This window comes from Lacrimispora amygdalina, from assembly GCF_003432035.1.
Lineage (GTDB): Bacteria > Bacillota > Clostridia > Lachnospirales > Lachnospiraceae > Lacrimispora > Lacrimispora amygdalina.
Map to the genome: position 1 here is coordinate 1 of NZ_QOHO01000028.1, position 24979 is coordinate 24979.

19 protein-coding genes and 1 pseudogene are annotated in these 24979 nt (G+C 41.2%); 14 read left to right on the plus strand and 6 right to left on the minus strand.

Annotated elements, in window-relative coordinates; all coding sequences use genetic code 11:
• Positions 1-144 precede the first annotated feature (144 nt).
• The 3 genes from DS742_RS09985 to DS742_RS09995 all read left to right on the plus strand — a co-directional run bounded on the left by DS742_RS09985 (position 145) and on the right by DS742_RS09995 (position 3657).
• On the plus strand, positions 145-1227 hold the full coding sequence (locus tag DS742_RS09985; protein ID WP_117416859.1) for a DUF6765 family protein: 1083 nt from the start codon (positions 145-147) through the stop codon (positions 1225-1227).
• Between the two features lie 359 nt (positions 1228-1586).
• Entirely contained in the window at positions 1587-2747 is a 1161-nt protein-coding gene (locus DS742_RS09990) for an endo-1,4-beta-xylanase (protein WP_117416860.1), read from the plus strand.
• Between the two features lie 175 nt (positions 2748-2922).
• A complete protein-coding gene (locus tag DS742_RS09995) occupies positions 2923-3657 on the plus strand; it encodes an AAA family ATPase (RefSeq protein ID WP_117416861.1) in 735 nt (244 codons plus the stop codon).
• Positions 3658-3741: 84 nt separating this feature from the next.
• Here DS742_RS09995 and DS742_RS10000 read toward each other — a convergent pair whose 3' ends face one another.
• The 5 genes from DS742_RS10000 to DS742_RS28790 form a co-directional block, all read right to left on the minus strand.
• A complete protein-coding gene (locus DS742_RS10000) occupies positions 3742-6384 on the minus strand; it encodes a glycoside hydrolase family 9 protein (RefSeq protein WP_117416862.1) in 2643 nt (880 codons plus the stop codon).
• Between the two features lie 91 nt (positions 6385-6475).
• On the minus strand, positions 6476-9124 hold the full coding sequence (locus DS742_RS10005) for a glycoside hydrolase family 48 protein (RefSeq protein ID WP_117416863.1): 2649 nt from the start codon (positions 9122-9124) through the stop codon (positions 6476-6478).
• Positions 9125-9913: 789 nt separating this feature from the next.
• Positions 9914-10585 carry a DUF5680 domain-containing protein gene (locus DS742_RS10010; RefSeq protein WP_117416864.1) on the minus strand — a complete coding sequence of 224 codons (672 nt, stop codon included), beginning with the start codon at positions 10583-10585 and terminating at the stop codon, positions 9914-9916.
• Positions 10586-11100: 515 nt separating this feature from the next.
• Positions 11101-11694: a hypothetical protein gene (locus tag DS742_RS10015; RefSeq protein WP_117416865.1), complete on the minus strand. Its 594-nt coding sequence runs from the start codon at positions 11692-11694 to the stop codon at positions 11101-11103.
• Between the two features lie 84 nt (positions 11695-11778).
• A complete protein-coding gene (locus tag DS742_RS28790; protein ID WP_170313420.1) occupies positions 11779-11922 on the minus strand; it encodes a hypothetical protein in 144 nt (47 codons plus the stop codon).
• Positions 11923-12006: 84 nt separating this feature from the next.
• Here DS742_RS28790 and DS742_RS10020 point away from each other — a divergent pair.
• The 7 genes and pseudogenes from DS742_RS10020 to ablB form a co-directional block, all read left to right on the plus strand.
• Positions 12007-12207 (plus strand): annotated as a pseudogene (locus DS742_RS10020) (tyrosine-type recombinase/integrase); the annotation flags it as partial.
• A 110-nt stretch (positions 12208-12317) separates the two neighbouring features.
• On the plus strand, positions 12318-13514 hold the full coding sequence (locus DS742_RS10025; RefSeq protein ID WP_117416866.1) for an IS256 family transposase: 1197 nt from the start codon (positions 12318-12320) through the stop codon (positions 13512-13514).
• Between the two features lie 259 nt (positions 13515-13773).
• Entirely contained in the window at positions 13774-14562 is a 789-nt protein-coding gene (locus DS742_RS10030; protein WP_117416867.1) for an ABC transporter substrate-binding protein, read from the plus strand.
• 31 nt (positions 14563-14593) lie between these two features.
• Positions 14594-15265, plus strand: a complete 672-nt coding sequence (locus tag DS742_RS10035) for an amino acid ABC transporter permease (RefSeq protein WP_117416868.1) — start codon at positions 14594-14596, stop codon at positions 15263-15265.
• A 7-nt stretch (positions 15266-15272) separates the two neighbouring features.
• On the plus strand, positions 15273-15995 hold the full coding sequence (locus DS742_RS10040) for an amino acid ABC transporter ATP-binding protein (RefSeq protein WP_117416869.1): 723 nt from the start codon (positions 15273-15275) through the stop codon (positions 15993-15995).
• A 100-nt stretch (positions 15996-16095) separates the two neighbouring features.
• The gene (kamA, locus tag DS742_RS10045) at positions 16096-17373 is read left to right on the plus strand and encodes a lysine 2,3-aminomutase (RefSeq protein WP_117416870.1); all 1278 of its coding nucleotides are present in this window, start codon (positions 16096-16098) and stop codon (positions 17371-17373) included.
• Positions 17354-18208 (plus strand): putative beta-lysine N-acetyltransferase, encoded by an 855-nt coding sequence (gene ablB / locus DS742_RS10050; RefSeq protein ID WP_117416871.1) that lies wholly within the window; start codon positions 17354-17356, stop codon positions 18206-18208. The genes kamA and ablB overlap by 20 nt, the downstream gene beginning before the upstream one ends.
• A gap of 17 nt (positions 18209-18225) precedes the next feature.
• On the opposite strand, the gene DS742_RS10055 is transcribed toward ablB, so the two are convergent.
• Positions 18226-19119: a LysR family transcriptional regulator gene (locus DS742_RS10055; protein WP_117416872.1), complete on the minus strand. Its 894-nt coding sequence runs from the start codon at positions 19117-19119 to the stop codon at positions 18226-18228.
• A 486-nt stretch (positions 19120-19605) separates the two neighbouring features.
• Between DS742_RS10055 and DS742_RS10060 the strand changes: the two genes are divergently transcribed.
• The 4 genes from DS742_RS10060 (at position 19606) to DS742_RS10075 (ending at position 24977) form a co-directional block, all read left to right on the plus strand.
• Positions 19606-20964, plus strand: a complete 1359-nt coding sequence (locus DS742_RS10060) for an aldehyde dehydrogenase family protein (protein ID WP_117416873.1) — start codon at positions 19606-19608, stop codon at positions 20962-20964.
• Positions 20965-20975: 11 nt separating this feature from the next.
• Complete coding sequence (locus DS742_RS10065; protein WP_117416874.1) at positions 20976-22091, plus strand: 4-hydroxybutyrate dehydrogenase; 1116 nt, start codon at positions 20976-20978, stop codon at positions 22089-22091.
• Between the two features lie 79 nt (positions 22092-22170).
• Entirely contained in the window at positions 22171-23619 is a 1449-nt protein-coding gene (locus DS742_RS10070) for a 4-hydroxyphenylacetate 3-hydroxylase family protein (RefSeq protein ID WP_117416875.1), read from the plus strand.
• 41 nt (positions 23620-23660) lie between these two features.
• Entirely contained in the window at positions 23661-24977 is a 1317-nt protein-coding gene (locus tag DS742_RS10075; protein WP_117416876.1) for an acetyl-CoA hydrolase/transferase family protein, read from the plus strand.
• Positions 24978-24979 lie beyond the last annotated feature (2 nt).

Below are 24979 nucleotides of genomic sequence, written 5' to 3' on the forward strand. Positions count from 1 at the left end.
TGTAAAACGAGAAAGAATTTACAACTCCTCCTCCCGTGCTTTGTAGTGTAGCTTCTTGAAGCTATTATCTCATGTAGTAGAGGTTTTGCAAATCTTTCATTACTATTTGTGCCGCGCCCGAAGGCGCGCGGAATGGAGATTATTATGAATTTGGATTTTCATTATTATGGAACATATTGCGCTGCAAGAATTGCAGAATTTTCTCACGAACAGGCCGGGAAAATTGCGTGGGCAGCCCAGACAGTAGACGAATGTACCGAAGATTATTTAAACGCAGCAAAGATACCTGCAGAGAATCAGGTCATAACCTGTGAAACAAATACGGAAAATTTAAAAGATAATATTTATGATCTTTCCGCATTTAATAGTGAAACTTTATTAAAATTAAGAAAAATCTGGATGCCTTTTCATTTTCTTCCCGGTAACCTGGATAATCATTTAAACATAAAAGATCCAGTATTAAAGAATCAGAGAAATTATCCCGATTTACAATGCATTTGCACTCACAACAGCACAATGGTATCAAAAATTATATCTGATACCATTAACAAATTTGCATATGCTAATCCATTGAGTGATAAAATTTTATATTTAACCGGTATCCGGATGCATGTTCTGGCCGATACCTTTGCTCATGAATTCTTTGCCGGTACACCTTCCTATTTTATTAATGACGTGGGAAACAGCGGATTTAAGATTCTTAAAAAAGATACCAGCTTAAGTGACTATGTAAGCACTCCGGCTGGAGTCAGTAATTATTCTGTATTTTATCTTGGGCACGGAAGACTTGGACATTTGCCTGATGACGGCAGTATGAGTTATGAATATCATCCGCACTGGTCCATGGAAGGTTACCGTGTTATACGGTGCAATGCAGAAATTTTTGCCCAGGCATTCTACGAGATGATTGATGCTCTTAAATGCATCAGAAAACACGCTTCTTTCGAGCCTGCCGATACATACTTAGATGGTGAAAATGCTTTGTTTCAGGAACTTAAGAATCCGATAAAATGGGGCAATTTAAAAAATGTTTTAAAAAGTAAAACGGGTGATGAGGCATGTAGAGCATGGTGTCAATATATGAAAAAGATGGATTTCCCGGATTTACAGAATTATAACAAAAAACAGGCTTCACCCACCGCCATAAATGACTTTTTGGATGCAGCACGAGCACATCAGGATATGGTATGTGCAGAACTGCAGGCGGCTAATATTCCTGCTATATAATAAGATGTAGAAACCGGAATATTGCTTAAGCTGCAACATTCCGGTTTCTTCAAATATTTTTTCCTTATCTAAAATATCCACGAAAAAATGACGAACAGTATCGTAATAGTTACATTTTTAAGGTTTGGATTGAATATTATGTTAGATTAGTAACAAATTTATCAACTTAATATTACAGTATATTTACTATCTATAAATTTGATAAAAAAGAGTCTTTGAAATCAGGTAACTTTAAATAAGAGGGAGCTAAGAAAGGAGGAAAGCACAAATTTAAGAATACAGCAAAACCTGTTATTTTACGAAATGCTATTTCAAAGAATCTTTTTAAATAATCAAATAAAATACAAGGGGGTAGTTTAATGAAAAGATCATTTACAAAAAGACTAGTAACAGTTATTTCTGCAATTGCACTTACAGTTTCATCATTAGGAGTTACCCAGGCAGCCACAGCCGACCAGACTTTGTTAAATACATATGGAACCAAATTCCAAAGGTCAGGTACCTGTGTAACGTTAGCCCAGTTACAAAACGCTTCCACCTTAAATCTGATTAAGCAAAGGTACAATAGTATCACGCTTGAAAATGAAATGAAGCCGGATGCGCTGCTTGGCGGTTCACCGACTCTGATCTCAGTGGCAGAAGCAAAATCCTTAGGATACTATATTCCAAGCGGCTATACGGAAGCAACCGTACCAAAAATCAATTTCAATACCGTAGACAAAGTATTGAAAATCTGTTATGAAAATGGTCTGGGAGTCCGGGCGCACACTCTGGTCTGGCATGGCCAGACTCCAACCTGGCTGTTCCGGGCAGGCTATAACGCCGGCGCAAATCATGTGGATCAAAACACAATGAATGCACGTATGGAGTTTTATATAAAGACAGTGATGAATCACGTTTATCTAAGCAATTACGGCAGCGTTGTATACGCATGGGATGTTGTAAATGAATATCTGCATTCCCCAGCCAATTCAGACTGGGTAAGAATTTATGGAAATGTTTCAACAAGTCCGCAATTTGTTAAAACTGCTTTCCGTTATGCCAATGAAACATTAAGTTATTTTAAACTCACTGACAAGGTTAGTTTATTCTATAACGATTATAATGAATATATGGAAGCAGGCAATATAATAAAACTGATTCAGTTTATAAATTCAGAAAAGAAATTATGCAACGGTGTAGGCGGACAGTCTCACCTTGAATCAACCTTCCCAAGTGCATCCTATTTCAAACAGGCCTATACCGCATTTAAAAATGCAGGGTTAGAGATCCAGATTACAGAATTTGATGCCGGTGCCAAATCCGAACAAGAACAGGCCGCTTATGTATATGATGTTATGAAAGCAGTCTGCGAAGTTAAAAAGGAAGGCGGCAATATTACAGGCTTTACCTGGTGGGGAATGTCAGATGATGTCTCCTGGAGACGCGATAAGAGCCCGCTGCTTTTTTCAAATATGTGGACTCCAAAGGCTTCTTATTACAGAACGTTAGATGCATTTACTGATACATTTAATAAATAAGCAGTAATTCTTGAATTGAAGAAGATCTATATCAGGAAAGGAGCACGGCTGGTCTGTGCTCTTTTTCTGATTTAACCAGGTTGCGGGAGCAATTATTTTACTTTGAATCTTTCCGTGATATACTAATAAAAAGGTTATATAATTTGAAGCAAGTGAAACGGGAGGTCTAATCTGAATGAATAAATATATACAATCTATCCGTATTGACTGGGAAAAATTAGAGCGTGATTCTTATTTGAAAGATATTAGCTCTCTGAAAACTATAGAATGTATACACTTTAATAAAAATATTACTTTTTTTGCGGGCGAAAATGGTACCGGTAAATCCACACTTCTTGAAGCCATTGGAGTGGCTTATGGCTTCAATCCTGAAGGCGGAACTTTAAATTATCGTTTTTCCACCTATGATGATGTCTCTGAGCTAAGCAATGCCCTAACTTTATCTAAAGGTGCAAAACGTTCTAAATACAATTATTTTTTTCGTGCTGAAAGCTTTTTTAATGTGGCAACAAAAGCAGAAGATTATCGTGACAACACTCCAAAAGAAATATTTTATCAACAATATGGTGGAAAGTCTCTGCATGAACAGTCTCATGGTGAAAGCTTTATTCATTTTTTTCAATCTTTTTCTAAGGAAGGATTATATCTCATGGATGAACCGGAAGCAGCCTTATCTCCCCAAAGACAGCTGACTTTGCTCATGCAAATTGTAAACCTGGCTAAACAGGGGGCGCAATTCATAATTGCTACTCATTCCCCAATATTACTGGGGATTCCAGATTCAGAAATAATGCTGTTTGATAATGCTGGAATCAGCTTGTGCGATTATGAAGATACTGAAAGTTATCAAGTGACTGAATTATTTATCAATCATAGGCATGAGTTTTTAAACAGGTTGCTGGGGGAATAAGAATCGGGCGGCAAATAAGTTACATTGAAAGAGGAGCGCCAATGGGCAGCGCTCCTCCAATGGAATCGAACCCAACACAAACAATTAAGGTTCTGTCCCCCATTGCAGATTTCCGGCCAGGTAAGCGGTTATTTTATCGCAGTCGGCGTAGACGGAGCCGGTTCCCTGATAGGAATAATCGTTTGTCTGGGTATAATTCGTCCAGTCTGACTTTGAAAATCTCACCTGCAATTCCATGGATTCCCCGGCAGAAAGGGTACCTGACGCTTTATTAAAACCAATTTCAAGATAATAATCGGCATCGCTCTTTGCCTCTTTCATTTTCACAAATGTTCCTGTCACATTGGCTGTTCCCGCGGAGGACCAGTCACACCAGAATTGCTGTTCTTTCTCTCCATCAATCGTGTAATAATATCTTAATTTAACATCAGAAAGGCTGATGTCTCCGGTTCCCGTATTATACAGCCTGATCTTTGCTGCAATGCTGCTTACATTTCCGGGTGTATTCATATTATACGCCTGGACTTTCAAATCTCCTGTTGTTATAACCGAACTGTCCGTTACGGTAATTGTTAAAACAGGATCATTCCCTCCGCTGAAATTAAAGATCAAGCCTAATTTGCCAACAGATTTACCAGCCAGATAGGAACTTAAAATGGTTACTATATTATCAGATATTACATAATCGGTATCTTTCACCAGCAAATCGGTTCCATTTTTTATATTGTCAAGCGTATTTCCATTATATATAACAGTCACCGACACATCTTCAGGATTGAATTTGTCAAATGATGCAGTTACCGGACTGATGGAAGAACTGGCTGGAGAACTTCCCGGCTCATCGCCGAATACTTTTACCCCTGCGTCATATACGGGAATATAGCTAGTCTTAACAACTTTTCCGGAAGTTGCACCGCCTAATCCGGTATAGGAATAATCATTGGATCTATCTCCGGATGCCATATTTTCCGGTCCGGCGATTCGGAACTGAATTTCCTTTTTGTATGCAGACTGTCCTCCAGGATAGATTTTGGTTTTGGTGAAATCAACATTTACATAATAAATATTGTCAGCTTCAGCCCAGGGCAAAAGCCGTGATACGGCTGCTCCCTGGTTATAATTTGCAGTTATTGTAAAATCGTCCGCTGTATAGCCTGCATTTACAGCCTCTTTTATATTAACAAAATACTTAAATGATAAATGATCTCCCATCCTTGCAGGCCAGCCCGAGCAATTATTCAATACCGCCTTGATTTCTATAAAATTACTGCCTGAGGCGTTAATTCCTGCTTCTACAAAGTATTCGTCGTTCGTCACTTCTTCCATTGCCGTGAAGTCTGCAATCGGATCTCCCCCGTATTCTCCATAAAGTTTTGCAAGTGCGCCCACAAACCCGGCATTATAGTCACATGCAACCTCATTATTGACATAGTTATTAACTTCATCCGTATAACTGTCGTCTTTATCCGGTCCTCCTGCCAAAGCTCCGTAAAGGGTATGCCTGTGGTATGCGGGTACGGTCATGCTGTCCGCCCAGGAACTGTGCGATGTCCTGTGGTGAGGTCTTTTCGGAGAATTTATTCCAAAACCAACCACAAAACTGCGGCCGCTGCTTCCCAGAGCATAATCTACCTGCTGTTTGGCAAATTTCTTATAGATCTCCGCCTTTTCTTTACTGCAGCCTGACCAGTCAGCATAAACGCTGGCTAAAAAAGCTGTGGTGGTGGCATATCTTAAAGCCCCCCAGGAATCCAGCCAGGCAAGTCCCTTTGGCGTATAGGAAATACGGCTGCCGTTATATCCCGTTGACCAGTAATCCAGATGCATTTGTGTACTGTTCTTGTACACCTCTTTTCCGGTTATTTTAGCAAGAAGCAAAGCAGCGCCGTAATGCACATCATCCCAGCATTGCGCCCATTTATAGGAAATGGTGGAAGATTGAGATTCTGTGCCCCAGTGTGGTACATAGGATTCTGCTTTCTCCAGATAAGCGGAATCTTTGGTAGCAATATACAGCCATACGCAGGACCAGGACAGTTCATCATAGAAACCGCTGCTGGAAGTGTAAAAACCATTTGCTGCGGTATAACCGCTGTCACTCTTTGTTTTGTCAGCAAATGAAAAGAGCTCTTTCGCATGTTGAATGCAAGTTCGTGCATAGCCGGGATCGCGATCCGCATAAATGACACCAGCTGCTGCCAGAGCTGCCGCTGCCGCTGCGGATACGGTAGAACCGGGACTGTTAACATCCACCTTATAGGACGGTCTTCCCATCTGCATTACTTCTGCCGGTCCCCACCAGGAATGATCCGTATTGCCGTTCCCTACCTGGTAGTAAAAGACATCAACGGTGGGATGGCATTTTATAAGATAATCAGTTACCCATTTGATTTCCTTTAATAAATACTCTAACTGACCGCTTTCTTTTAAAGCATCCTCTGCCTCATATACGCTCCATGCGAGCATGGCAGCCGAATATGCCATGGGGAGATTAAATTTCACATGATCTCCTGCATCATACCAGCCTCCAGTTAAATCGATCCCCGCGTCTGAACCGTCAGACAGACCGGAATCTCCTCTCCAGTTATTCCGGATATCAGCAGGCAGTTTTCCGGAACGCTGGAACTCATAAAACATGATTGCTTTTTGTAACGCTTCTCCGTAATTATAATTTGATTCTGCCTTTGCCGGCTGAGCCGCAGGCGTGGTACTCTTTTTTATACTCATATCGAAACCTCCGGGTTTTTATTGATAGTTCTGACCCAAATCCAGTCTTCTGATATTTGGGTCAGGATTTATATAGTTAAGCTCTACGCTTTTATTTCGGCTCTACTCCCCATTTCAGGCTGCCTGAAACATATCCTGTGATTTTTGTCCAGTCTGCATAACTGCTGCCTGATTTCGAAAAGGAATAATCTCCTGTCTGCGTATAACTGCTCCAATCAATTTTATTGAATCTTACCGGTACTTCAATGGACTGCCCCTCTGCCAGTTTACCGGCTCCAGCTGTAAATCCTATCTCCAGGTAATAATCTGCACCTGGCTTTGCTTTTGGCATTTTTACAAAGGTACCCGTTACATTACTGCTGCCGACTGTAGACCAGTCACACCAGAAATTCTGGTCCTTTTCTCCGTCAATCGTGTAATAGTATCTAAGTTTCAAATCGGTAAGTGATATACTGGTTTTTCCAGTGTTGGTGAGTTTGATTTTCGGTACAATTGAACTTACCTGTGCTGTTGTGGTATCATTATACATTTGTACTTTGATGTCTCCGGCTGCTATTGAAGAATCTGTCACAGTCAGGACAAATACCGGGTCAGTTCCCGCGCTGAAATCGAAGGTGAGCTTTAATTTCCCGACTTCTTTTTCTGCCAGATAAGTTTTCAATAATACAACCGTATCATTGGTTAAGGTGTACTCCACACCCTCTGTTAAATATTTATTTCCCTCTTTGATCCCCGTAAAAGTATTTCCGTTTAAGGAAAGGGTAACTTTAATGTCTTTCTGGCTGCCTTCCTTTTTGTCAAAAACTGCTGATGTGGGATCAATGGCAGAGTTGTTTACCGGCTCTCCGCCTTCTTCAAACAGCATGGAATATACACCGTTTGCAATGGCAATATCACACTGTGCCCAGAAGCGGTGGTAATTTAATACCGGAGCTGTTCCTCTGTTGTAAGCGTTCTGAACCTTCTGAAAATCAGGATCATCTTTATATTTAGAACGGATATCTATAAACTTAACTCCCGATTTAATTTCATCTCCGTTTGGCATGGTTCCTGTCCATCCAGACGGTACATAGACTTCCTGATCAAAGAAACGGCTGTAGTCATTCCTTTGTTCGGGAACGGAAAGCCCTTTGTCACCTTTGTACAAGTTCCACATACGGTCTAATAATTCCTTGGCAAGTACTCTGGCCTCATCGTCACCAGATGCTTTGCTGTAGTACAGTAAGGTATTGGCAAGAGAGCCTGCCACGCCAAGGTCAGTGCCATAGGTGCTTACTTTTACATGCAAATTCGGATTTCCGGTATAGGTTCCTGTCCAAGTTTCAGGCTGGCCTGACCAGTCTAAATTATCAGGAATAGCAAATGTTCCGTCATCCTCCAGTTTCACTACTGTTTTAATCCATTTAACCCATTTTTCCAGTAAGGCTTTTGCCTTTAAATCTTTTGTTTTATAAAAATACTCTGCTACACGCTGCATGGACCATGCCTGGAACCCAAACCATCGGTTGCTTCCGGGATCAGCATATACAGGGTGTTCCTGATACCCCATGCCATAAAAGGTCGCGGTTTTTGAAGGCCAGCTTTCATAACGGCCGTTATTGGAATTGGAGACACCGCCCGCAATACCGCCTTCATCGGACTGCAGCCACTGATAAAATTCCAGCTGTCTCTCCAGACTCTTGCTCCAATCACTTGCACCATTTCGTGAAATTGGTTTAAATTCATCATCCTGTGACAATATCCAGGCTGCCATGGGATTCTGGTAACCAAAATGGCTGTGACTGCAGCCAATCACCCAGGACCAGTTTGCGTTTACGCCGCCGCCCCATGCATAATACCAGCTGAGCAGATAATGAGCCGCATCGTAACCGGTGCCGGCAGCAGTTGACGATCCAATTTTGCGGAAATATTTATCAAACATGGCATACCTTAAATAGTCACCCATTTTACTTGCCTTGCCAATATAGGTTCCAAGATCCACCCCGTATTCACTGGCCCACTGGTCTGCCCAGTATGTCGCCTGTATTGCCCGCGCATCTGCATCCGGTGCATCTGTATACTTAAACTGTTTTGCATAATTACTGTCTCCGGTAAACAGATCCAGGAATCCGTTTCTACCACCGAAATGCATGTCATCCCAGCACGGCTGAGGAATTGTTTCCCAGGTAGATTCCTCTCTTCCTCTCTGGAAGGTATTGATATAAGACGGTGCAGACTTGCCATCTCCCCGTCTGCCAAAACCATACCAGTTGTCCGCATCTAACAGCCAGTGCATGCCGTAAATAACAGAAGTGCCATAGGTTGATTTCAAATCATTGTAGATTGGATCTGACCCTACCGCTGCGCCAGAATCCAATTTAGCGGGATAAAGACTTGGCAGCTCCCATTCAGGCGCATAGGTGGCGGGTTTACTGGCGTTATATCCAGACATACTGCTATTGGGCTGATCTTTTTCTGTTGGGATAATATAGGTTTCTGCAATATCCCATGCTTTTTGAAAACCGGAAAAATCACCGGTAAATTTGCCATACATGGCTTCGAGCCAGATATAATAGCTTAACGTTTCACTGGTAGTTACATGACCGTAGTCGGGAGCTTCTACCATCAGAGTTTCTATGCTGTGATAAGGGACTCCCTGCGGACTGAAATATCCGTTTGCAGAATCGTGCAGTATCTCCCATAATTCCAGGAACCTTTTCTGATAAGCGTCTGTGGGCTCTTTTAATAATTGTTTTTGCATTATAAAGTAACCTCCTCTTATACTAAAAAATCAACAGAGTCTTCAAAACGATATAATACTTAAATTATCCAATGGAATCACTCCCTTCACTGAAAATTATGGTACCTTCCTTTGAGACTCAATGGTTTTTCAGCATATGCCACTTGTAGGTAAATTCCAACATAAGTTCCGAAATTATTTGCGTTGAGTGTGATGTTTGAAATATAATTCTTGTTTTTTGCAAATGCTTCAGTCAAATGCGATTTTAAATCTCATGATTTAGTTGACTATCAAATATAAATTTACTTTTATCACATTTTATTCGTCTCCAGTCAGAGTCCAAATGGTACCAATCAATGGTAATAAATGAAAATTTTTGAACTCAACTAACGGCACTTGTGTTAAAACAACCCTAAGGTAAGTATATGCCAATGGTATCATATGAGTGATTAATACCAGCCCGGCAAGGATTATTTATAAATTCGATGACCTGAAAGATAGCGATTCAGGGGAAGATATTTTTTATATTTTCTGATCCTTAACCTTCTGTTTTCCGCCCCCTGACTCAACCCTCTCAGAATACAACTCACTGAATACAGTTGCTCCGATTCAGGTTTTTCATGCCGAATCTGTTCGGGATTTATTTTGTAACTGAATATTGAAAAAAGTTAAATTATCGTTTGATTACAACTTAAAAACAAAAAAGAGAAGCTTAAATTGAGCCTCTCTAACTGTATCACGAATCTAATTTAACACGATTTCAGGGAATAATAATTGGATAAGTAAACTTTCCGAAATAGGTTCACTTCACTAAATCAACACACCTCCATGATAAAAACATTCATAAACCTTAATGTTTTGACAAAAAATTTCTTCGTAGCCCTGGAACCAGTCCATATCTCCAATTACCTTAGTTTTATATGTGTACTCTCCAGATTGATAGAATTCCGGCCCTCTATAAGGTAATTCTTTTGGTGCTGATCTTAATACCTCTTTTAAAAAATCACCGCTAAATCTCTCGTCTAAGTTTCTTCCAAAATAGTTCATCGAATAAATTGCTTTCCCATTTTTCCAGATAGCTTCCTCCCCGGAAAACTTTTCTCCCCCTAACCACGTATCATAATATTGGTAATCGCCTTTTGTGTAGGTATAATCGTTTGAACCAGGCCTTGATGACCCACAGGGTTCAGCATAACCTGCGTAAGTGTTTTTGATTGCCTCCAATTTAAAATCTATCAGTTCGTCCATGTCATTGTTATAAGTAATCTCCATCGATTTGCTGCATTGATTGTCTTTAACAAGATAATCAACCGTTATATGAAATAATTCACTTAATTGAATCAAATTCATTATATCCGGGTATACCATGCCACTCTCCCACTTGGTGACCGCCTGACGGGATACGTTTAATTTTTCGGCTAATTCTTCCTGGGTGATGCCTTTGGATTTTCGTATAATCTGTAATTTGTCTGAGAATGTCATTTTATTGATCCTCCATTTTTATGATTACTTACTTCTACAGAATACCATAGACAGCGGGACTAGAAAAGCAATTGGGGGTTACATTAAAGATACTGGTCGTTGCAATGATTGATGCTTTTATATAAAGCACTATTGGAGAACTTGCTACTAATCCCATCATGCATATAACTAGGCAAAATTTAAAATACCAAATAAGCTTGGCATAACTATTATCGGACTTTTCATCTAGATGATTTAAATCTATTCTTTTTACATCTTCGGCTCTGAATTCGGCAAACAAAAAAGACGTAGGAACAACGAACCATCAATTTGATGAATCGCTATTCCCACGCCTTATTATGGCTTCCAGGCTGTCACCTGGGGTACTCGTCAATATTTTGTTTACTTATAGATATTATACCAGAAGGGGAGGGGGTATGCAAGCGAAAAGCCTCATTCTATAAGGTTTAAATGCCAATTTAATGTATCATTTAGTAAGTCACTTTGATAATTAAAGTATAAATTTTATGATATAATTAATCCTCTTCTAAAATATCCTCAATACAAAAAAGAATATATTTATCTGAATTACTATGTACCAAACTAGCTAATACAATCCAGCCCCCCATGATAAAAAGACAAAATGTCATATAAACTTTAAATATTATAATAGATTTGGGGTCTGCATCATTAGGCATTAACGATATCATTACTGCCATTGCACTTAAGGCAACAGAGGTCGCAGAATACAAATTATCTAAGAAACTTTTTTCTTGACTAGCTTTTAACATTAAACGAAGTGCTTTCAACTTTTCCACCTCATACTCATTTAATACAGCTTTTAATATTTTATATCTTTGTTCTCTGTCATTATAAATTTTATAAACCCTACAGGCTATATCATATATATCATTTTTTCTAATTTTCTTTTCAACAACAGAAAAATATAGAGAAAATGCTATTAGGAATGCGAAAGCCAAAATAACTATTAATAAGCTTCCAGCACTTCTTTTAAAGCAGTAAATAGCAAGTGCAATTACACCAATCATAAAGCAAATTTTTGATTTAAGCATAGTTCTATTATAATATTGATATCTGATTTCATCTAATATATCCTTTATATCTATCATTTACATTTATTCCTTAGTATTTTTCTATAATCATACACCAAAATTATCCAGAAGAAAAGCACCCAGTTTCCCAGGTGCTCCCTCTCACTCCTTTACTTCAATATACGCCTTTTTAAACTGCCCTTCCTGGTTCCTGGCAACCTTCAGACTCTTAACCTCTGGCCGGAGCCTGTCCAGTATTCGCTTAAGCTCCTCTGGCCGTTCATTGGATACTTTAATCTTTACCATGATTTACCTTACCAAATAGCCGAAAGCCGCAGCCAGAAGGCAATTAATGACCATGGAACATATGGTAAGCCTGTATAAGAAAAGCATGACCGTATTTTCCCCTATACCAAACATTTCTTTGAACATGGAATGCGCCGGGGAACGAAAGACGGGGAAGTGAAACGCATCCGCCTACACGATCTCAGGCACAGTCATGCAAGCCTATTGATAGAGCTGGGCTTCTCCCCTTTGGCCATAGCTGACCGCCTGGGCCATGAAAAAGTAGAAACCACTCTAAACACCTGATGACGTATAATTAAATTCGCAAATTCATTTTATTAAAAATAGACATGGTCTATAGCCGTTTGGTAGAATTAAGTTACCACACAAAATACTCTCAAAGGAGGCTATAGAACATGTCCGATAACATTATACAATTAAATCAGGAACTTATCCATAATGAATTGAAAGATTTAGTACGTAACAGCGTTGAGGAGACCCTCAATGCCTTGCTGGATCATGAAGCAGATGAACTCGTTAATGCCGATAAATATGAGCGATCCGGTGAACGTAAAGGATATCGTTCCGGACATTACAGTAGAAACTTTCAAACCAAAGCGGGTGAGGTCAAATTAAAAATGCCAAAGTTAAAGGGCGTCCCGTTTGAAACTGCCATTATTGAGCGGTATCGCCGCAGAGAATGCTCTGTAGAAGAAGCTCTTATTGAAATGTATCTCGCAGGTGTTTCTGTTCGCCGTGTTGAGGATATTACCGAGGCATTATGGGGAACCAAAGTTTCACCTGGAACAATAAGCAATCTAAATAAAAAAGCCTATGAACACATTGAAGCGTGGAGAAGCCGCAAACTTACAGGTTCTTATCCATATGTCTTTGTAGATGGTGTTTACTTAAAGCGCAGCTGGGGCGGTGAAATACAAAACGTCTCTATCCTTGTTGCCATTGGAGTCAACGAGGATGGATGTCGTGAAATTATTGGTGCGGCTGAAGGTATGAAGGAAGATCGTGAAAGCTGGAGAGCATTTTTCGTATGGTTAAAAGAACGTGGTCTAGCCGGAGTGCGCCTAATTATTGGTGATAAATGCCTTGGCATGCTCGAATCCATTCCAGAAGTATTTCCTGATGCAAAGTATCAAAGATGTACGGTTCATTTCTATCGGAATATATTCTCAGCCACTCCTCGTAATAAAATGAAAGAAGTCTCTATGCTGCTGAAGGCTATCCATGCTCAAGAGTGCAAAACCTCTGCAAAGGAAAAGGCTAAACAAGTAGCAGATAAACTTCGCGAGATGAAATTAACTTCGGCTGCTAAAAAGGTTGAAGATGGAATCGAGGAGACCCTAACATACATGGATTTCCCCAGCCAACACTGGACAAGGATTCGCACCAACAATACCATTGAACGTCTGAACCGGGAAATTAAACGTAGAACCCGGGCTATTGGCGCTTTCCCTGATGGGCAAAGTGCTTTAATGCTTGTATGTGCCAGACTGCGACACGTAGCTGGAACCCAATGGGGTACAAAGCGCTACATGAATATGGAGCACCTGAAAGAATTGGATCTCCAAAATCAGTCTGATATCATAGCCGGCTGACTACCGGCTACCTAACGGCTGAAATACAATTTGCGAAAAAATCTTGACACTATCGCATTTCGTTTGAGTTCATTAATTGTTTTTGCAATAGAATCCGTTTGTTTTTTAGGAAGAACTACTTTTGTTTCTTGCAGTTCGTTGTAATGTATGGATACAATTTTTCCAAAATATGTTAAATAAATAATATTTTACTTGGAATAGTAACAACTTTATGATAATATTAAGTTGTTACTTTTGTTTATAAAAATGAGGAGGGCATATGAAACTAGAGAGAAGATTCATGTTTTTACTAATGTTAATATCAATTTTAATTCTTGTCACAGGCTGTAAAAAGGAAGAATCAGACAGTTTAAAACGCGTTGAGGAGGCAGGTACCTTAACTGTTGTAGGAAGCGGAGGTTATCCGCCATTTAACTATATGGAAGATGGTAAAGTTGTTGGATTTGATGTAGATACAGGGGAAGAGATAGCAAAGCGTCTGGGAGTAAAACTTAATTATGTAACATCTGACTGGGATGGACTGACGGAAGGCTTAAGAAACAAACGATACGATGGGATCTTAGGCAGTATGGCGATAACTGATGAGCGTCTTAAAGTTGTAGATTTTACAAGCCCTTATTATTACTCCGGTGCACAATTATTCGTGAGCAAAGATTCAGAAATTACAGAAGTGAATCAAATGGCTGGAAAAAAGATTGCTGTAACTACAGGGACTAATTTTGTTCAGGATGCAAAAAAGCTGGGAGCAGAAGTGAGCTTTTATCAGGATGATAATGCAACACTTCTGGAATTGATCAATGGGCGGGTTGATGGTGTAATTACGGACCGGCTGGTAGGCTTGTCTGCAATGAACGATATTGCGGGCGGTGATACGATTATGCCTGTTGGAGAGCTGTTACGACTTGAAAATATGGGAATAGCAATCAACAAGGAAGATAAGGAACTGCTGGAACGAATAAATGAAATCTTAAAAGAAATGCATGAAGATGGTACATTGACAAAGATCAGTGAAAAATGGCTGGGCGGCGTTGATATCACCGTGAAGTAGTTTTGAGATTTCGTGATAAAGGAGAAAAAGTATGAGTATTTGGGATTTTTCAATAATTCCAAAGTATTTTATGTCATTTTTAGCTGCAGCAAAGATGACAGTATTGGTGACAGTGTTCGGTATCCTGATTGGTCTGCTGTTAGGGCTTATTCTCGCGCTGATGCGCATATCCAAATATGGGATTTTAAGTTTTCCGGCGAAAGCATATATATGGATCGTTCGGGGAACTCCGCTGCTGTTACAGCTGCTATTCATTTATTTTGGTTTGGTTAATATTGTACGTCTTGGTAATTTACCCTCAGCCTTTTTAGCACTTGGACTTCATAATGCAGCATATATTGCAGAAATATTCAGAGGGTCGATACAGGGGATTGCCAGAGGACAGAGAGAAGCAGGTCTTTCTTTGGGTATGACAGAAGGGAAAGTAATGCGCCGTATTATATTGCCACAGGCATTCAAGCGTGCAGTCCCTTCATTAAGCAATCAGTTAATTATAGCACTAAAAGACTCTTCTTTAGCCAGTGCTGTTGCAATACCGGAATTATTGCTATATGCCAGGCAGCTTGGTTCTTCTACGTTCCGGCTGATGGAGATGTTAACCATAGCAGCTATTTACTATTTAATTATGACTTCAGTATTAACCATATTAGCAAATGCAGTTGAGAAACGGTTAAATGTCAGCGATTTTAAAGTAATGGAGTGATCATCCTATGATAGATATAAAAGGACTTAATAAATGGTTTGGGAAACATCAGGTATTGCATGATATTGAATTCCATGTAGATGAAAATGAAGTGGTTGTTATTATTGGTTCAAGCGGATCAGGAAAGAGTACGCTGCTTCGATGTATTAATTTTCTTGAAAAACACCAGGAGGGAACCATTCAACTGGGTGGAAAAACAATAACAACTAAGACGAAAAATCTACATTTAGTCAGACAGGAAGTAGGTATGGTATTTCAGCATTTTAATCTTTTTCCCCACAAAACTGTATTGGAAAATGTCATGGAAGGCTTAACGCAGGTTAAAAAGGTTCCGTTTGCTGAGGCAAAGGAACAAGGACTTTTACTGCTGGATAAAGTAAATATGCAGGATAAGGCGGATATATATCCTGCCATGATTTCAGGCGGACAAAAACAGCGTGTCGCCATTGCACGTGCATTAGCTATGAACCCTAAGATTATGTTATTTGACGAACCTACTTCAGCCCTTGATCCCGAACTGGTAGGTGAGGTTTTGAAGGTTATGAAAAATCTTGCCGAGGATGGCATGACCATGGTTGTTGTGACTCATGAAATGGGATTTGCAAGGGAAGTTGCTGACAGAATTGTCTACATGGATGAAGGCAGGATAGTGGAAGAGGGAACTCCAGAAGAAATATTTAATCATCCGGTAAATGCCAGAACGAAAGAGTTTATATCGCAGATTTTATAGAATTATCAGAATTCATGTTACGATTCAGCCTTACGACAGCAGTTAATGCCTGGGGTGAATCGTAACCTTGTAACTATGAAACGTTTTCATGGAGGTGTGAATGCAGAGAAATTATAAAAATATAGAATTATGGAAGAATGTTACGCAAGAACAGTGGAATAGCTGGCAATGGCAGATATCCAATCGAATTACCACAGTTGAGGAATTGGAGAAGATCATCAATCTTACAGAAGACGAAAAGTCTGGTATCATCACCAGCCTTAAGAAATTAAAAATGGCGATAACCCCCTACTATGCAACTCTCATTAATCCCAAAGACTATAATTGCCCAATTAGAAGGCAGGCGGTTCCAACGGTCCATGAATCAGAAATATCAGATTGTGACAGCTGTGATCCCTTGCATGAAACCCTTGACTCTCCAGTTCGCGGACTTACACACAGATACCCGGACCGGGTGCTTTTACTTATTACTGAACAGTGCTCCATGTATTGCAGACATTGTACAAGAAGACGTTTTGCGGGCCAGGAAGATAATACCTTATCAAGAAGGTCGATTTTAAAAGCCATTCAATATATCAAAGCTCATACGGAAATCAGAGATGTTTTATTATCCGGCGGTGATGCATTGTGTGTTTCGGATGAGAAACTTGAATTTATTTTAAAAGAAATACGGGCAATTCCTCATGTTGAAATCATTAGAATTGGAACGCGCGTACCGGTTGTTATGCCGCAGCGAATCACAGAGAATTTATGTAATATGATTAAAAAATACCACCCGGTATGGATTAATACCCATTTCAACCATCCCTATGAAATAACACAGGAATCGAAACTTGCATGCAAAATGCTTGCTGATGCCGGTATTCCCCTGGGGAACCAGTCTGTTTTATTAAAAAATGTCAATGACTGCCCATCTGTTATGAAATCCCTTGTACAGCAATTAGTAATGAACCGGGTAAGACCTTATTATATCTATCAATGCGATCTGTCTGAGGGTATTGAACATTTCCGCACACCGGTAGCGAGAGGAATTGAAATTATAGAGTTATTGCGTGGGCATACTTCCGGATTTGCCGTACCCACTTTTGTAATAGATGCACCTGGAGGCGGAGGTAAGATACCAGTGAATCCCCAATATGTAATATCTCAATCACCGGAAAAAGTGATTCTAAGAAACTACGAAGGCGTAATCTGTACGTATACGGAACCGGCCGATAAAACCCATACATGTAAACATTGTGGTATTTGTGATAAATACAAGAATGATGAATATAAGGGGTTGGAGAAACTCTTGAAAAATGAGTGCACCTGCCTGACACCAACAAGTAATGTTCGAATCGACAGGAGAGCGGGATATAATGAAAAAGTTTCAATGTGATACGGAAAATAATTGTTTTTTTACAATAGATACAGTAAAAATATATCTGGATAAAATGAATAAACGAGTAAAAATCTTTGATTCTGACAGTATAACAATTCAGACCTTAGAAAAAATAAAAGGCTTTGCATCAGTGAATCAGGCTGGTAAAATTATAGGGAATGCCGTTTTATCTCATGTGAAACTATTTACTCAGGCAGGCTTTTGCATTGAAGGAAAAATAGATGGCTTTTTCAAAGGAACAGATGCTTATTGTGTGTCGTATTTTATGGACGGCAAGCGAAAAATCTCTGAGAATCAGGAACAAAAAGATAAGATAATCGCTCAGTGCTTAATGTCAGACAGCAGGTATATTGCAGGTGGCAGCAACAATCCCCCATACAGCATCAGAACTGCCGCACAGCGAGATATAGGAGAAATCGCCGCATTATTTTCCACTGTGTTTTCCACCTATCCCACGCCTGTATATGACGAGGAATATTTAAGACAGACAATGAATGGAAAAATACTTTATAAAGTTGCTGAATATGAGGGAAAGATCATTGGAATAGCTTCAGCGGATATGGACATGGAAAACAGGAATGCTGAAATGACAGATTGTGCCACTTATCCGGAGTATAGAGGAAAAGGGGTTCTCTCAAATATTATATATGAATTAGAATCAGAGCTTAAAAACAGGAATTTTATTACTCTATATAGTCTGTCCAGAGCAGTAAACACAGGGATTAACATGGTGTTATACAAACACCAGTATAAATATAGAGGCAGATTAATCAATAATTGTAATATATGTGGTGCATTTGAAGATATGAATATCTGGATTAAAATGATTTAACTTACTTACAGGCGTTATCAGGAATCCTGGGATAGTATCATCTGCTTTAATGCATTTGCAGCAATGCTTGGGCATCGGCTGGTATTCTCCACCAGACAGATACTGCGTCTTGGAATCTTCTCCTTAAGAGGAATGGAGAAAACCTCCCCGCTTTCAAGGGCTTCCCTGGCAAAATGTTCCGGGATAAAACCGATACCCAGGTCATTTTTAATCATAGGCATCAGCTGATTCGTTGATGCAACTTCGATATCCGGCTTAAAAACAAGATCGTATTTTAAGAGAAGGTTTGAAAAAAACTCATAAGTCACGGTATCTTTACCGAGACAGACAAATGGGTACTGCAGCAGCTCCGACAGGTTGTGGGGCGTGTCTTTTAAAAAGGAATAATGTCTCCCTCCAATTAATATCTCCTGAAAAGACTTCAGACATGTTTCCTTCAGTGGAAGTCTGATGTTGGAAGGAGATGTCACAACTGCAAAGTGAACCAGCCGGTTCTTTAAAACCTGGATTGCCTGTGGAGTGGTGTGGTTAAGAATGCGCAGATGGATACCAGGATGGGTACTGTGGAACGCTGCAAGTATGGGAAGAAGATGACCGTGGAGAGCCGTATCACTGACACTGATGGTTATCGTGCCTCCGCTTAGGTTTTTGTCATTGATCAGTTCCAGCTCAGCCGCCCTAAACTGTTCCTGGGCAATTTTCACATGGGAATAGAGCTTCTCCCCCTCAGGCGTTAATGAGATACCGCGGTTAGACCGCACGAAAAGCTTACATCCCAACTGCTGCTCCAGATTATTGATGAATCGTGAAAGATTGGACTGGTTTGCTGAAAGGAGACCAGCTGCCCTGGAAAAACTTTTGCATGTTGCAACATAATAAAAAATTCTGTAATAGTCATACGTGATATCCATATACCCTCCATTTATCTTCTATATAAATATTACATAATTGATATACAATATATATATTTTACATATATTAACAGCTATTATATACTTCTAGATATAAGAAGTAAAGAGAAGCACCATTATTTTACCTCAGGACCACCTGTTCCCCGGTCCTTCACGATAACACGGATTTATATTTCCGGTTAACCCGCCTCAGATCATATCTGTTTCGTTCCAGTATAACTTTCCTTATCCGTTTATTGTCTCTCTGTATACGGCTTTTTTAGCGTTTCTAAGTTAATAAATTAACAATAAAATCCGCAAAATATTCCTTGCAAAATTTGGGTATGGCTGCCACACACTAATGAATTGGTGAATATGCCAAAAATGAACCATAAAAAATCCTATTATTTATGATAAGTTATTAGTATTTTTAAAAACAGGAAAAAGGAACTAGAATTAATCATAGAAACAATGTTAAAAAAATCACTATCTAAGGAGATAACAAAAATGAGCCAATTAATTCAATCATTAGTGGAACGTTCCAGAAATGCACAGCAGGTCCTGCGTACCTATGACCAGGAAAAGACAGATGCAATTGTAAAGATGTTTGCAAAAGTTATTTTTGACAATGCAGAACCACTGGCGAAACTTGCTGTGGAAGAAAGCCGGATGGGCGTTTACGAAGACAAGGTCACTAAGAATAAAGGAAAATCAAGAATTATATGGAATGCATTAAAGAGTAAGAAGTCCATTGGCATCATCGGAACGGATGAGCAGGCCGGACTGGTTGAGGTGGCAAAGCCCATGGGCGTTATTGCAGCCGCAACCCCGTGCACAAACCCCATTGTTACTCCCATGTGTAACGCCATGTACGCCGTAAAATGCCAGAATACAATTATTATTGCACCACACCCACGCAGTAAGAAATGTGCCATGGCAGTGGCTGATCTGTATTACAAAGAGCTGGACCGTATGGGCGTTCCGAGAGATATTTTCCTGGTAATCGAGGAACCGTCTATCGAACTTACCAACGAGCTGATGGCTGCCTGTGATGTTGTACTTGCTACTGGCGGTGCCGGCGTAGTAAAGTCCGCTTACTCCAGCGGAAAACCAAGCTATGGTGTGGGACCCGGCAATGTACAGGGACTGATTGATGAGGGAATTGATTACAAGGCTGCTGCAGGACGAATGATTGCAAGCCGTATATTTGACAATGGTATTATCTGTTCCGGAACCCAGACCATCATTGCACCTGAGAAGGATTACGATACGGTGATAAAAGAGTTTGTATCCCAGGGAGCCTTCTATATTGATGATAAGGCGGTTATTGATAAACTGGCAGAAGTGGTATTTCCAAATGGCGTGATCAACAAAAAGGTGGTTGGACAGTCAGTCAAAACCATAGCAGACCTGGCCGGGATTACCGTACCAAAGGGCACAAAGGTCCTGATTGTAAAGCCTGAGAGACATGGAGCAGGGGTTGTATGGAGCAAGGAGAAGATGTGCCCGATGATGGCTGCATACAGCTATAAGACCTGGGAAGAGGCTGTACAGATCGCATATGACAATCTGGTATATGAAGGTGAGGGCCATTCCGCAGACATCCAGTCCAACGATAAGAAACACATTGAATATGCAGGTTTGAAGCTTCCTGTCAGCCGCGTGGTAGTCAATCAGACCTGTTCCAGCATGGCAGGCGGAGCGTTTGCAAACTCATTGAATCCCACCACCACACTGGGGTGCGGAAGCTGGGGCAACAATGCAATCAGCGAGAACCTGTTCTATACCCATCTGATGAATAAGAGCCGGATCGCATTTGTAAAAAAGGATTGGAAACAGCCGTCTGATGAAGAAATTTTTGCATAGGAGGGACTGAAATGAAAGAGATTATTTTAAAATCCCAGATATCCTATTACGATACCTGCAAAGAATTTGCCAGAGAATTTAATCTTGGCAGCGGTGACCTCATATTGACGAACGAATACATATACAAACCGTATTTCGGAACACTTGGGCTGAATGTCCATACCATTTTTCAGGAGGCCTACGGGACAGGGGAACCGACAGATATCATGGTGGATGCAATCCTTGAAGCCGCTGCAAAAACAGACTGCAAACGGATTATTGCCATAGGCGGCGGCACGGTGATTGATATCGCTAAAGTAATGGCAGTGTCTGCAGGGGACCCGCTGGATTCCCTCTATGCTGCACCTGATAAAATCCAAAAGAAACGGGAACTTGTCATTCTGCCCACAACCTGCGGAACAGGAAGCGAAGTCACGAATATTTCCATTATCAACCGGACCAGGCTGGGAACAAAGGTAGGACTTGTTTCACCTCATATGTATGCCGATGATGCGGTTCTGGTGCCGGAACTTTTAAACGGACTTCCATTTGCCGTGTTTGCCGCCAGTTCCATTGATGCTCTGGTTCATGCGGTGGAGTCCAGTCTGTCTCCAAAGGCAACGCCATATACAAAGCTGTTTGGTTACAGAGCCATTGAAATGATCATCAGAGGCTATCAGAAGATTGCAGCCGAGGGAACGGATGCAAGGCTTCCCCTTATGAAGGATTTCCTGATTGCAGGCAATTATGCGGGGATTGCATTCGGAACAGCCGGGTGTGCGGCTGTCCATGCCACCAGCTATCCTCTGGGAGGCACCTATCACGTCGCTCACGGGGAGAGCAACTATGCCATGTTTACCGGGGTGCTTAAGAATTACATGGAGATCAGGCAGGATGGCGAGATCGCAGTGATGAACCAGTGTCTTTCAAAACTGCTTGGCTGCCCGGAAGATGTGGTTTATGACAGGCTGGATGAACTGCTTGGCAAAATACTTCCTAAAAAAGCGCTTCGCCAGTACGGTGTAAAGCAGGAAGAACTTGCTGTATTTACAAAGAGCGTTATGGAACAGCAGGCACGCCTCATGGCAAACAACTTTGTACCCCTGGATGCGGACCGGGTACTTAAAATTTATCAGGAACTGTATTAATAGCTGTTTATTTGGCAATGAAACTGCGCTCTGCGGATTGCAGACGAGGGTTGGAGCGCATGAAAAGGAGAAGAAGATTATGGCATTAATGACTGGTGAAGAATATGTGGAAAGCATGCGGAAACTGAAACTTAATATTTATATGTTCGGGGAAAAGATTGAAAACCCCATCGACCATCCGATTTTAAGACCGTCCCTTAATTCTGTGAAAGCTACCTATGATCTGGCTCAGCTGCCGGAATATGAGGATCTGATGACAGTAACTCTGGACGATGGACGCAAAATCAACCGGTTTGCCAACATTCACAGAAGCACGGATGATTTAATTAAAAAAGTTAAAATGCAAAGACTCTGCGGACAGAAGACGGCTGCGTGTTTCCAGCGCTGCGTGGGTATGGATGCGTTTAATGCCGAATGGTCAACCACTTATGAGATCGATGCAAAATACGGCACCAGCTATCATGAAAATTTTAAAAAGTATCTCCGTATGGTTCAGGATAACGATTTGACCGTAGACGGAGCAATGACGGATCCAAAGGGTGACAGGGGGCTGGCACCTCATGCCCAGCCAGATCCGGATATGTATTTAAGAGTTGTGGAGCGCAGGGATGACGGAATCGTAGTCAGAGGCGCAAAAGCACATCAGACAGGTATTATCAACTCACAGGAAGTGATTGTCATGCCTACCGCAGCAATGGGACCGGATGATAAGGATTATGCAGTATCCTTTGCAGTTCCTGTGGACACAGAGGGAATCGTAATGATTATCGGAAGGCAGTCCTGTGATACCAGGAAGCTGGAAGGATCCCAGATGGATGTGGGCAACAGTGAGTTTGGAGGCGTAGAGGCACTGGTTGTTTTTGATGATGTATTTGTCCCCAATGACCGCATTTTCCTGAATGGTGAATTTGAGTATGCAGGTATGCTGGTAGAACGGTTCGCCGGATACCACAGGCAGTCTTACGGCGGATGCAAAGTCGGCGTAGGTGATGTTTTAATTGGAGCAGCAGCTCTGGCAGCGGATTATAACGGCGTACCGAAGGCTTCCCATATTAAGGATAAACTGATTGAAATGACCCATTTAAATGAAACACTTTACTGCTGCGGTATCGCTTGTTCCGCGGAAGGGACTCCCACCGATTCCGGTAATTATATCATTGACCTTTTACTCGCCAATGTATGTAAGCAGAATGTGACCAGATATCCATATGAGATTGCACGTCTGGCAGAAGATATTGCAGGAGGACTTATGGTAACGGCCCCGTCTGAGAAGGATTTAAATGATCCGGTTGTAGGGGGCTATGTGGAGAAATATTTAAAGGGAATCGAAGGCGTATCCACCGAAAACCGTCTCAGGATCCTGCGCTTAATTGAGAACCTGACCCTTGGGACTGCTGCGGTGGGATACAGGACCGAATCCCTTCATGGAGCCGGCTCGCCCCAGGCACAGAGAATTATGATTTCCCGTCAGGGTAATATCGGAAGAAAAAAAGAGCTTGCAAAGGCGATTGCGAAAATAAAGGATTAAAAACGGCCATTTTAGACCTAAGAGGGAGGTTAGACACAGGTATGAATTGGAGAGAGATTTATACATCAAAATTAAAGCCGTTAAAAGAGGCTGTTAAGGTGGTAAAATCCGGTGACAAAGTGGTGATTGGCCATGCGGTGGGTGAACCCATTAAGCTGGTGGATGCAATGACTGAGTATGCGGTGCAGGCCGATTTAAGGAATATAGAGATTTACCAGCAGGTGGATATGGGGCATTCCCTTTATGCACAGCCGGGGATGGAAAAACATTTCCGGGAGAACAGTTTATTTCTTGGAGCAAAAACCAGAGACTGTGTGAACAGCGGGCGGGGGGACTTTACCCCATGCTATTTTTACCAGGCACCGGAATTTTACCGCAGCATAAAAAAACCGGATGTGGTATTCGTTACGTTATCCCTGCCGGATGAGCATGGATACTGCAGTTTCGGTGTGTCCTGTGACTATACAAAGCCGGCAGCAGAAGTTGAGGGCGCGAAGGTGGTTGCTGCAGTAAATCCCAATATGCCAAGAACGCTGGGGGACAGCTTTATTCATGTATCAGATATTGATGTGATTGTGGAAGATGACACCCCCATACCCGAGCTTGGGCTTCCCCAGATTGGGGATGTGGAGATGGCAATTGGAGAGCACATCGCTTCTATGGTGAACGATGGTGACTGTCTTCAGCTTGGAATCGGAGCGATTCCGGATGCAGTGCTTAAGTTTCTTGATAATAAAAAAGATCTGGGCATTCATTCTGAAATGATATCAGACGGCGTGATTGATTTATATGAAAAGGGAGTCATCAATTGCACAGCCAAGAATTTTAACAGAGGAAAAATAGTCGTGTCATTCCTCATGGGCAGCCGCAAGCTGTATGATTTTGCAGACGATAACCCAAGTGTTTACATGGCGCCGGTGGACTATGTCAATCATCCGGTCATTATCGGACAGAATGATAATATGGTATCCATTAACTCGTCGGTTGAAGTAAACCTGATGGGGGAGGCGTGCTCCGAGGCGATGGGACTGAAACAGTTTTCCGGAATCGGCGGACAGGTGGACTTTATCAGGGGAGCTTCTTTCTCAAAAGGCGGCAGATCTATCCTTGCATTCCCTTCCACTGCGAAGAAGGGAACGGTTTCCAGGATTGTACCGTATCTGACCCAGGGAGGAACGGTAACCACATCCCGAAATGATGTTGACTATATAGTTACGGAGCATGGTATTGCTAAGATGAAAGGCAATACCCTAAGAGAACGGGCCCGGCAGCTGATCCGAATTGCAGCACCCCAGTTTCGGGACGTTCTTGCAGAAGAATTTGAGAGACGTTTTGCTGAAAAATATAAGGAGGTGTAGCC

Bases quoted from the DNA above. Each gene is read 5' to 3' on its own strand.
- DS742_RS09985 (WP_117416859.1), top strand. From the start codon at position 145: ATGAATTTGGATTTTCATTATTATGGAACATATTGCGCTGCAAGAATT.
- DS742_RS09990 (WP_117416860.1), top strand. From the start codon at position 1,587: ATGAAAAGATCATTTACAAAAAGACTAGTAACAGTTATTTCTGCAATT.
- DS742_RS09995 (WP_117416861.1), top strand. From the start codon at position 2,923: ATGAATAAATATATACAATCTATCCGTATTGACTGGGAAAAATTAGAG.
- DS742_RS10000 (WP_117416862.1), bottom strand. From the start codon at position 6,384: ATGAGTATAAAAAAGAGTACCACGCCTGCGGCTCAGCCGGCAAAGGCA.
- DS742_RS10005 (WP_117416863.1), bottom strand. From the start codon at position 9,124: ATGCAAAAACAATTATTAAAAGAGCCCACAGACGCTTATCAGAAAAGG.
- DS742_RS10010 (WP_117416864.1), bottom strand. From the start codon at position 10,585: ATGACATTCTCAGACAAATTACAGATTATACGAAAATCCAAAGGCATC.
- DS742_RS10015 (WP_117416865.1), bottom strand. From the start codon at position 11,694: ATGATAGATATAAAGGATATATTAGATGAAATCAGATATCAATATTAT.
- DS742_RS28790 (WP_170313420.1), bottom strand. From the start codon at position 11,922: ATGGTAAAGATTAAAGTATCCAATGAACGGCCAGAGGAGCTTAAGCGA.
- DS742_RS10025 (WP_117416866.1), top strand. From the start codon at position 12,318: ATGTCCGATAACATTATACAATTAAATCAGGAACTTATCCATAATGAA.
- DS742_RS10030 (WP_117416867.1), top strand. From the start codon at position 13,774: ATGAAACTAGAGAGAAGATTCATGTTTTTACTAATGTTAATATCAATT.
- DS742_RS10035 (WP_117416868.1), top strand. From the start codon at position 14,594: ATGAGTATTTGGGATTTTTCAATAATTCCAAAGTATTTTATGTCATTT.
- DS742_RS10040 (WP_117416869.1), top strand. From the start codon at position 15,273: ATGATAGATATAAAAGGACTTAATAAATGGTTTGGGAAACATCAGGTA.
- kamA (WP_117416870.1), top strand. From the start codon at position 16,096: ATGCAGAGAAATTATAAAAATATAGAATTATGGAAGAATGTTACGCAA.
- ablB (WP_117416871.1), top strand. From the start codon at position 17,354: ATGAAAAAGTTTCAATGTGATACGGAAAATAATTGTTTTTTTACAATA.
- DS742_RS10055 (WP_117416872.1), bottom strand. From the start codon at position 19,119: ATGGATATCACGTATGACTATTACAGAATTTTTTATTATGTTGCAACA.
- DS742_RS10060 (WP_117416873.1), top strand. From the start codon at position 19,606: ATGAGCCAATTAATTCAATCATTAGTGGAACGTTCCAGAAATGCACAG.
- DS742_RS10065 (WP_117416874.1), top strand. From the start codon at position 20,976: ATGAAAGAGATTATTTTAAAATCCCAGATATCCTATTACGATACCTGC.
- DS742_RS10070 (WP_117416875.1), top strand. From the start codon at position 22,171: ATGGCATTAATGACTGGTGAAGAATATGTGGAAAGCATGCGGAAACTG.
- DS742_RS10075 (WP_117416876.1), top strand. From the start codon at position 23,661: ATGAATTGGAGAGAGATTTATACATCAAAATTAAAGCCGTTAAAAGAG.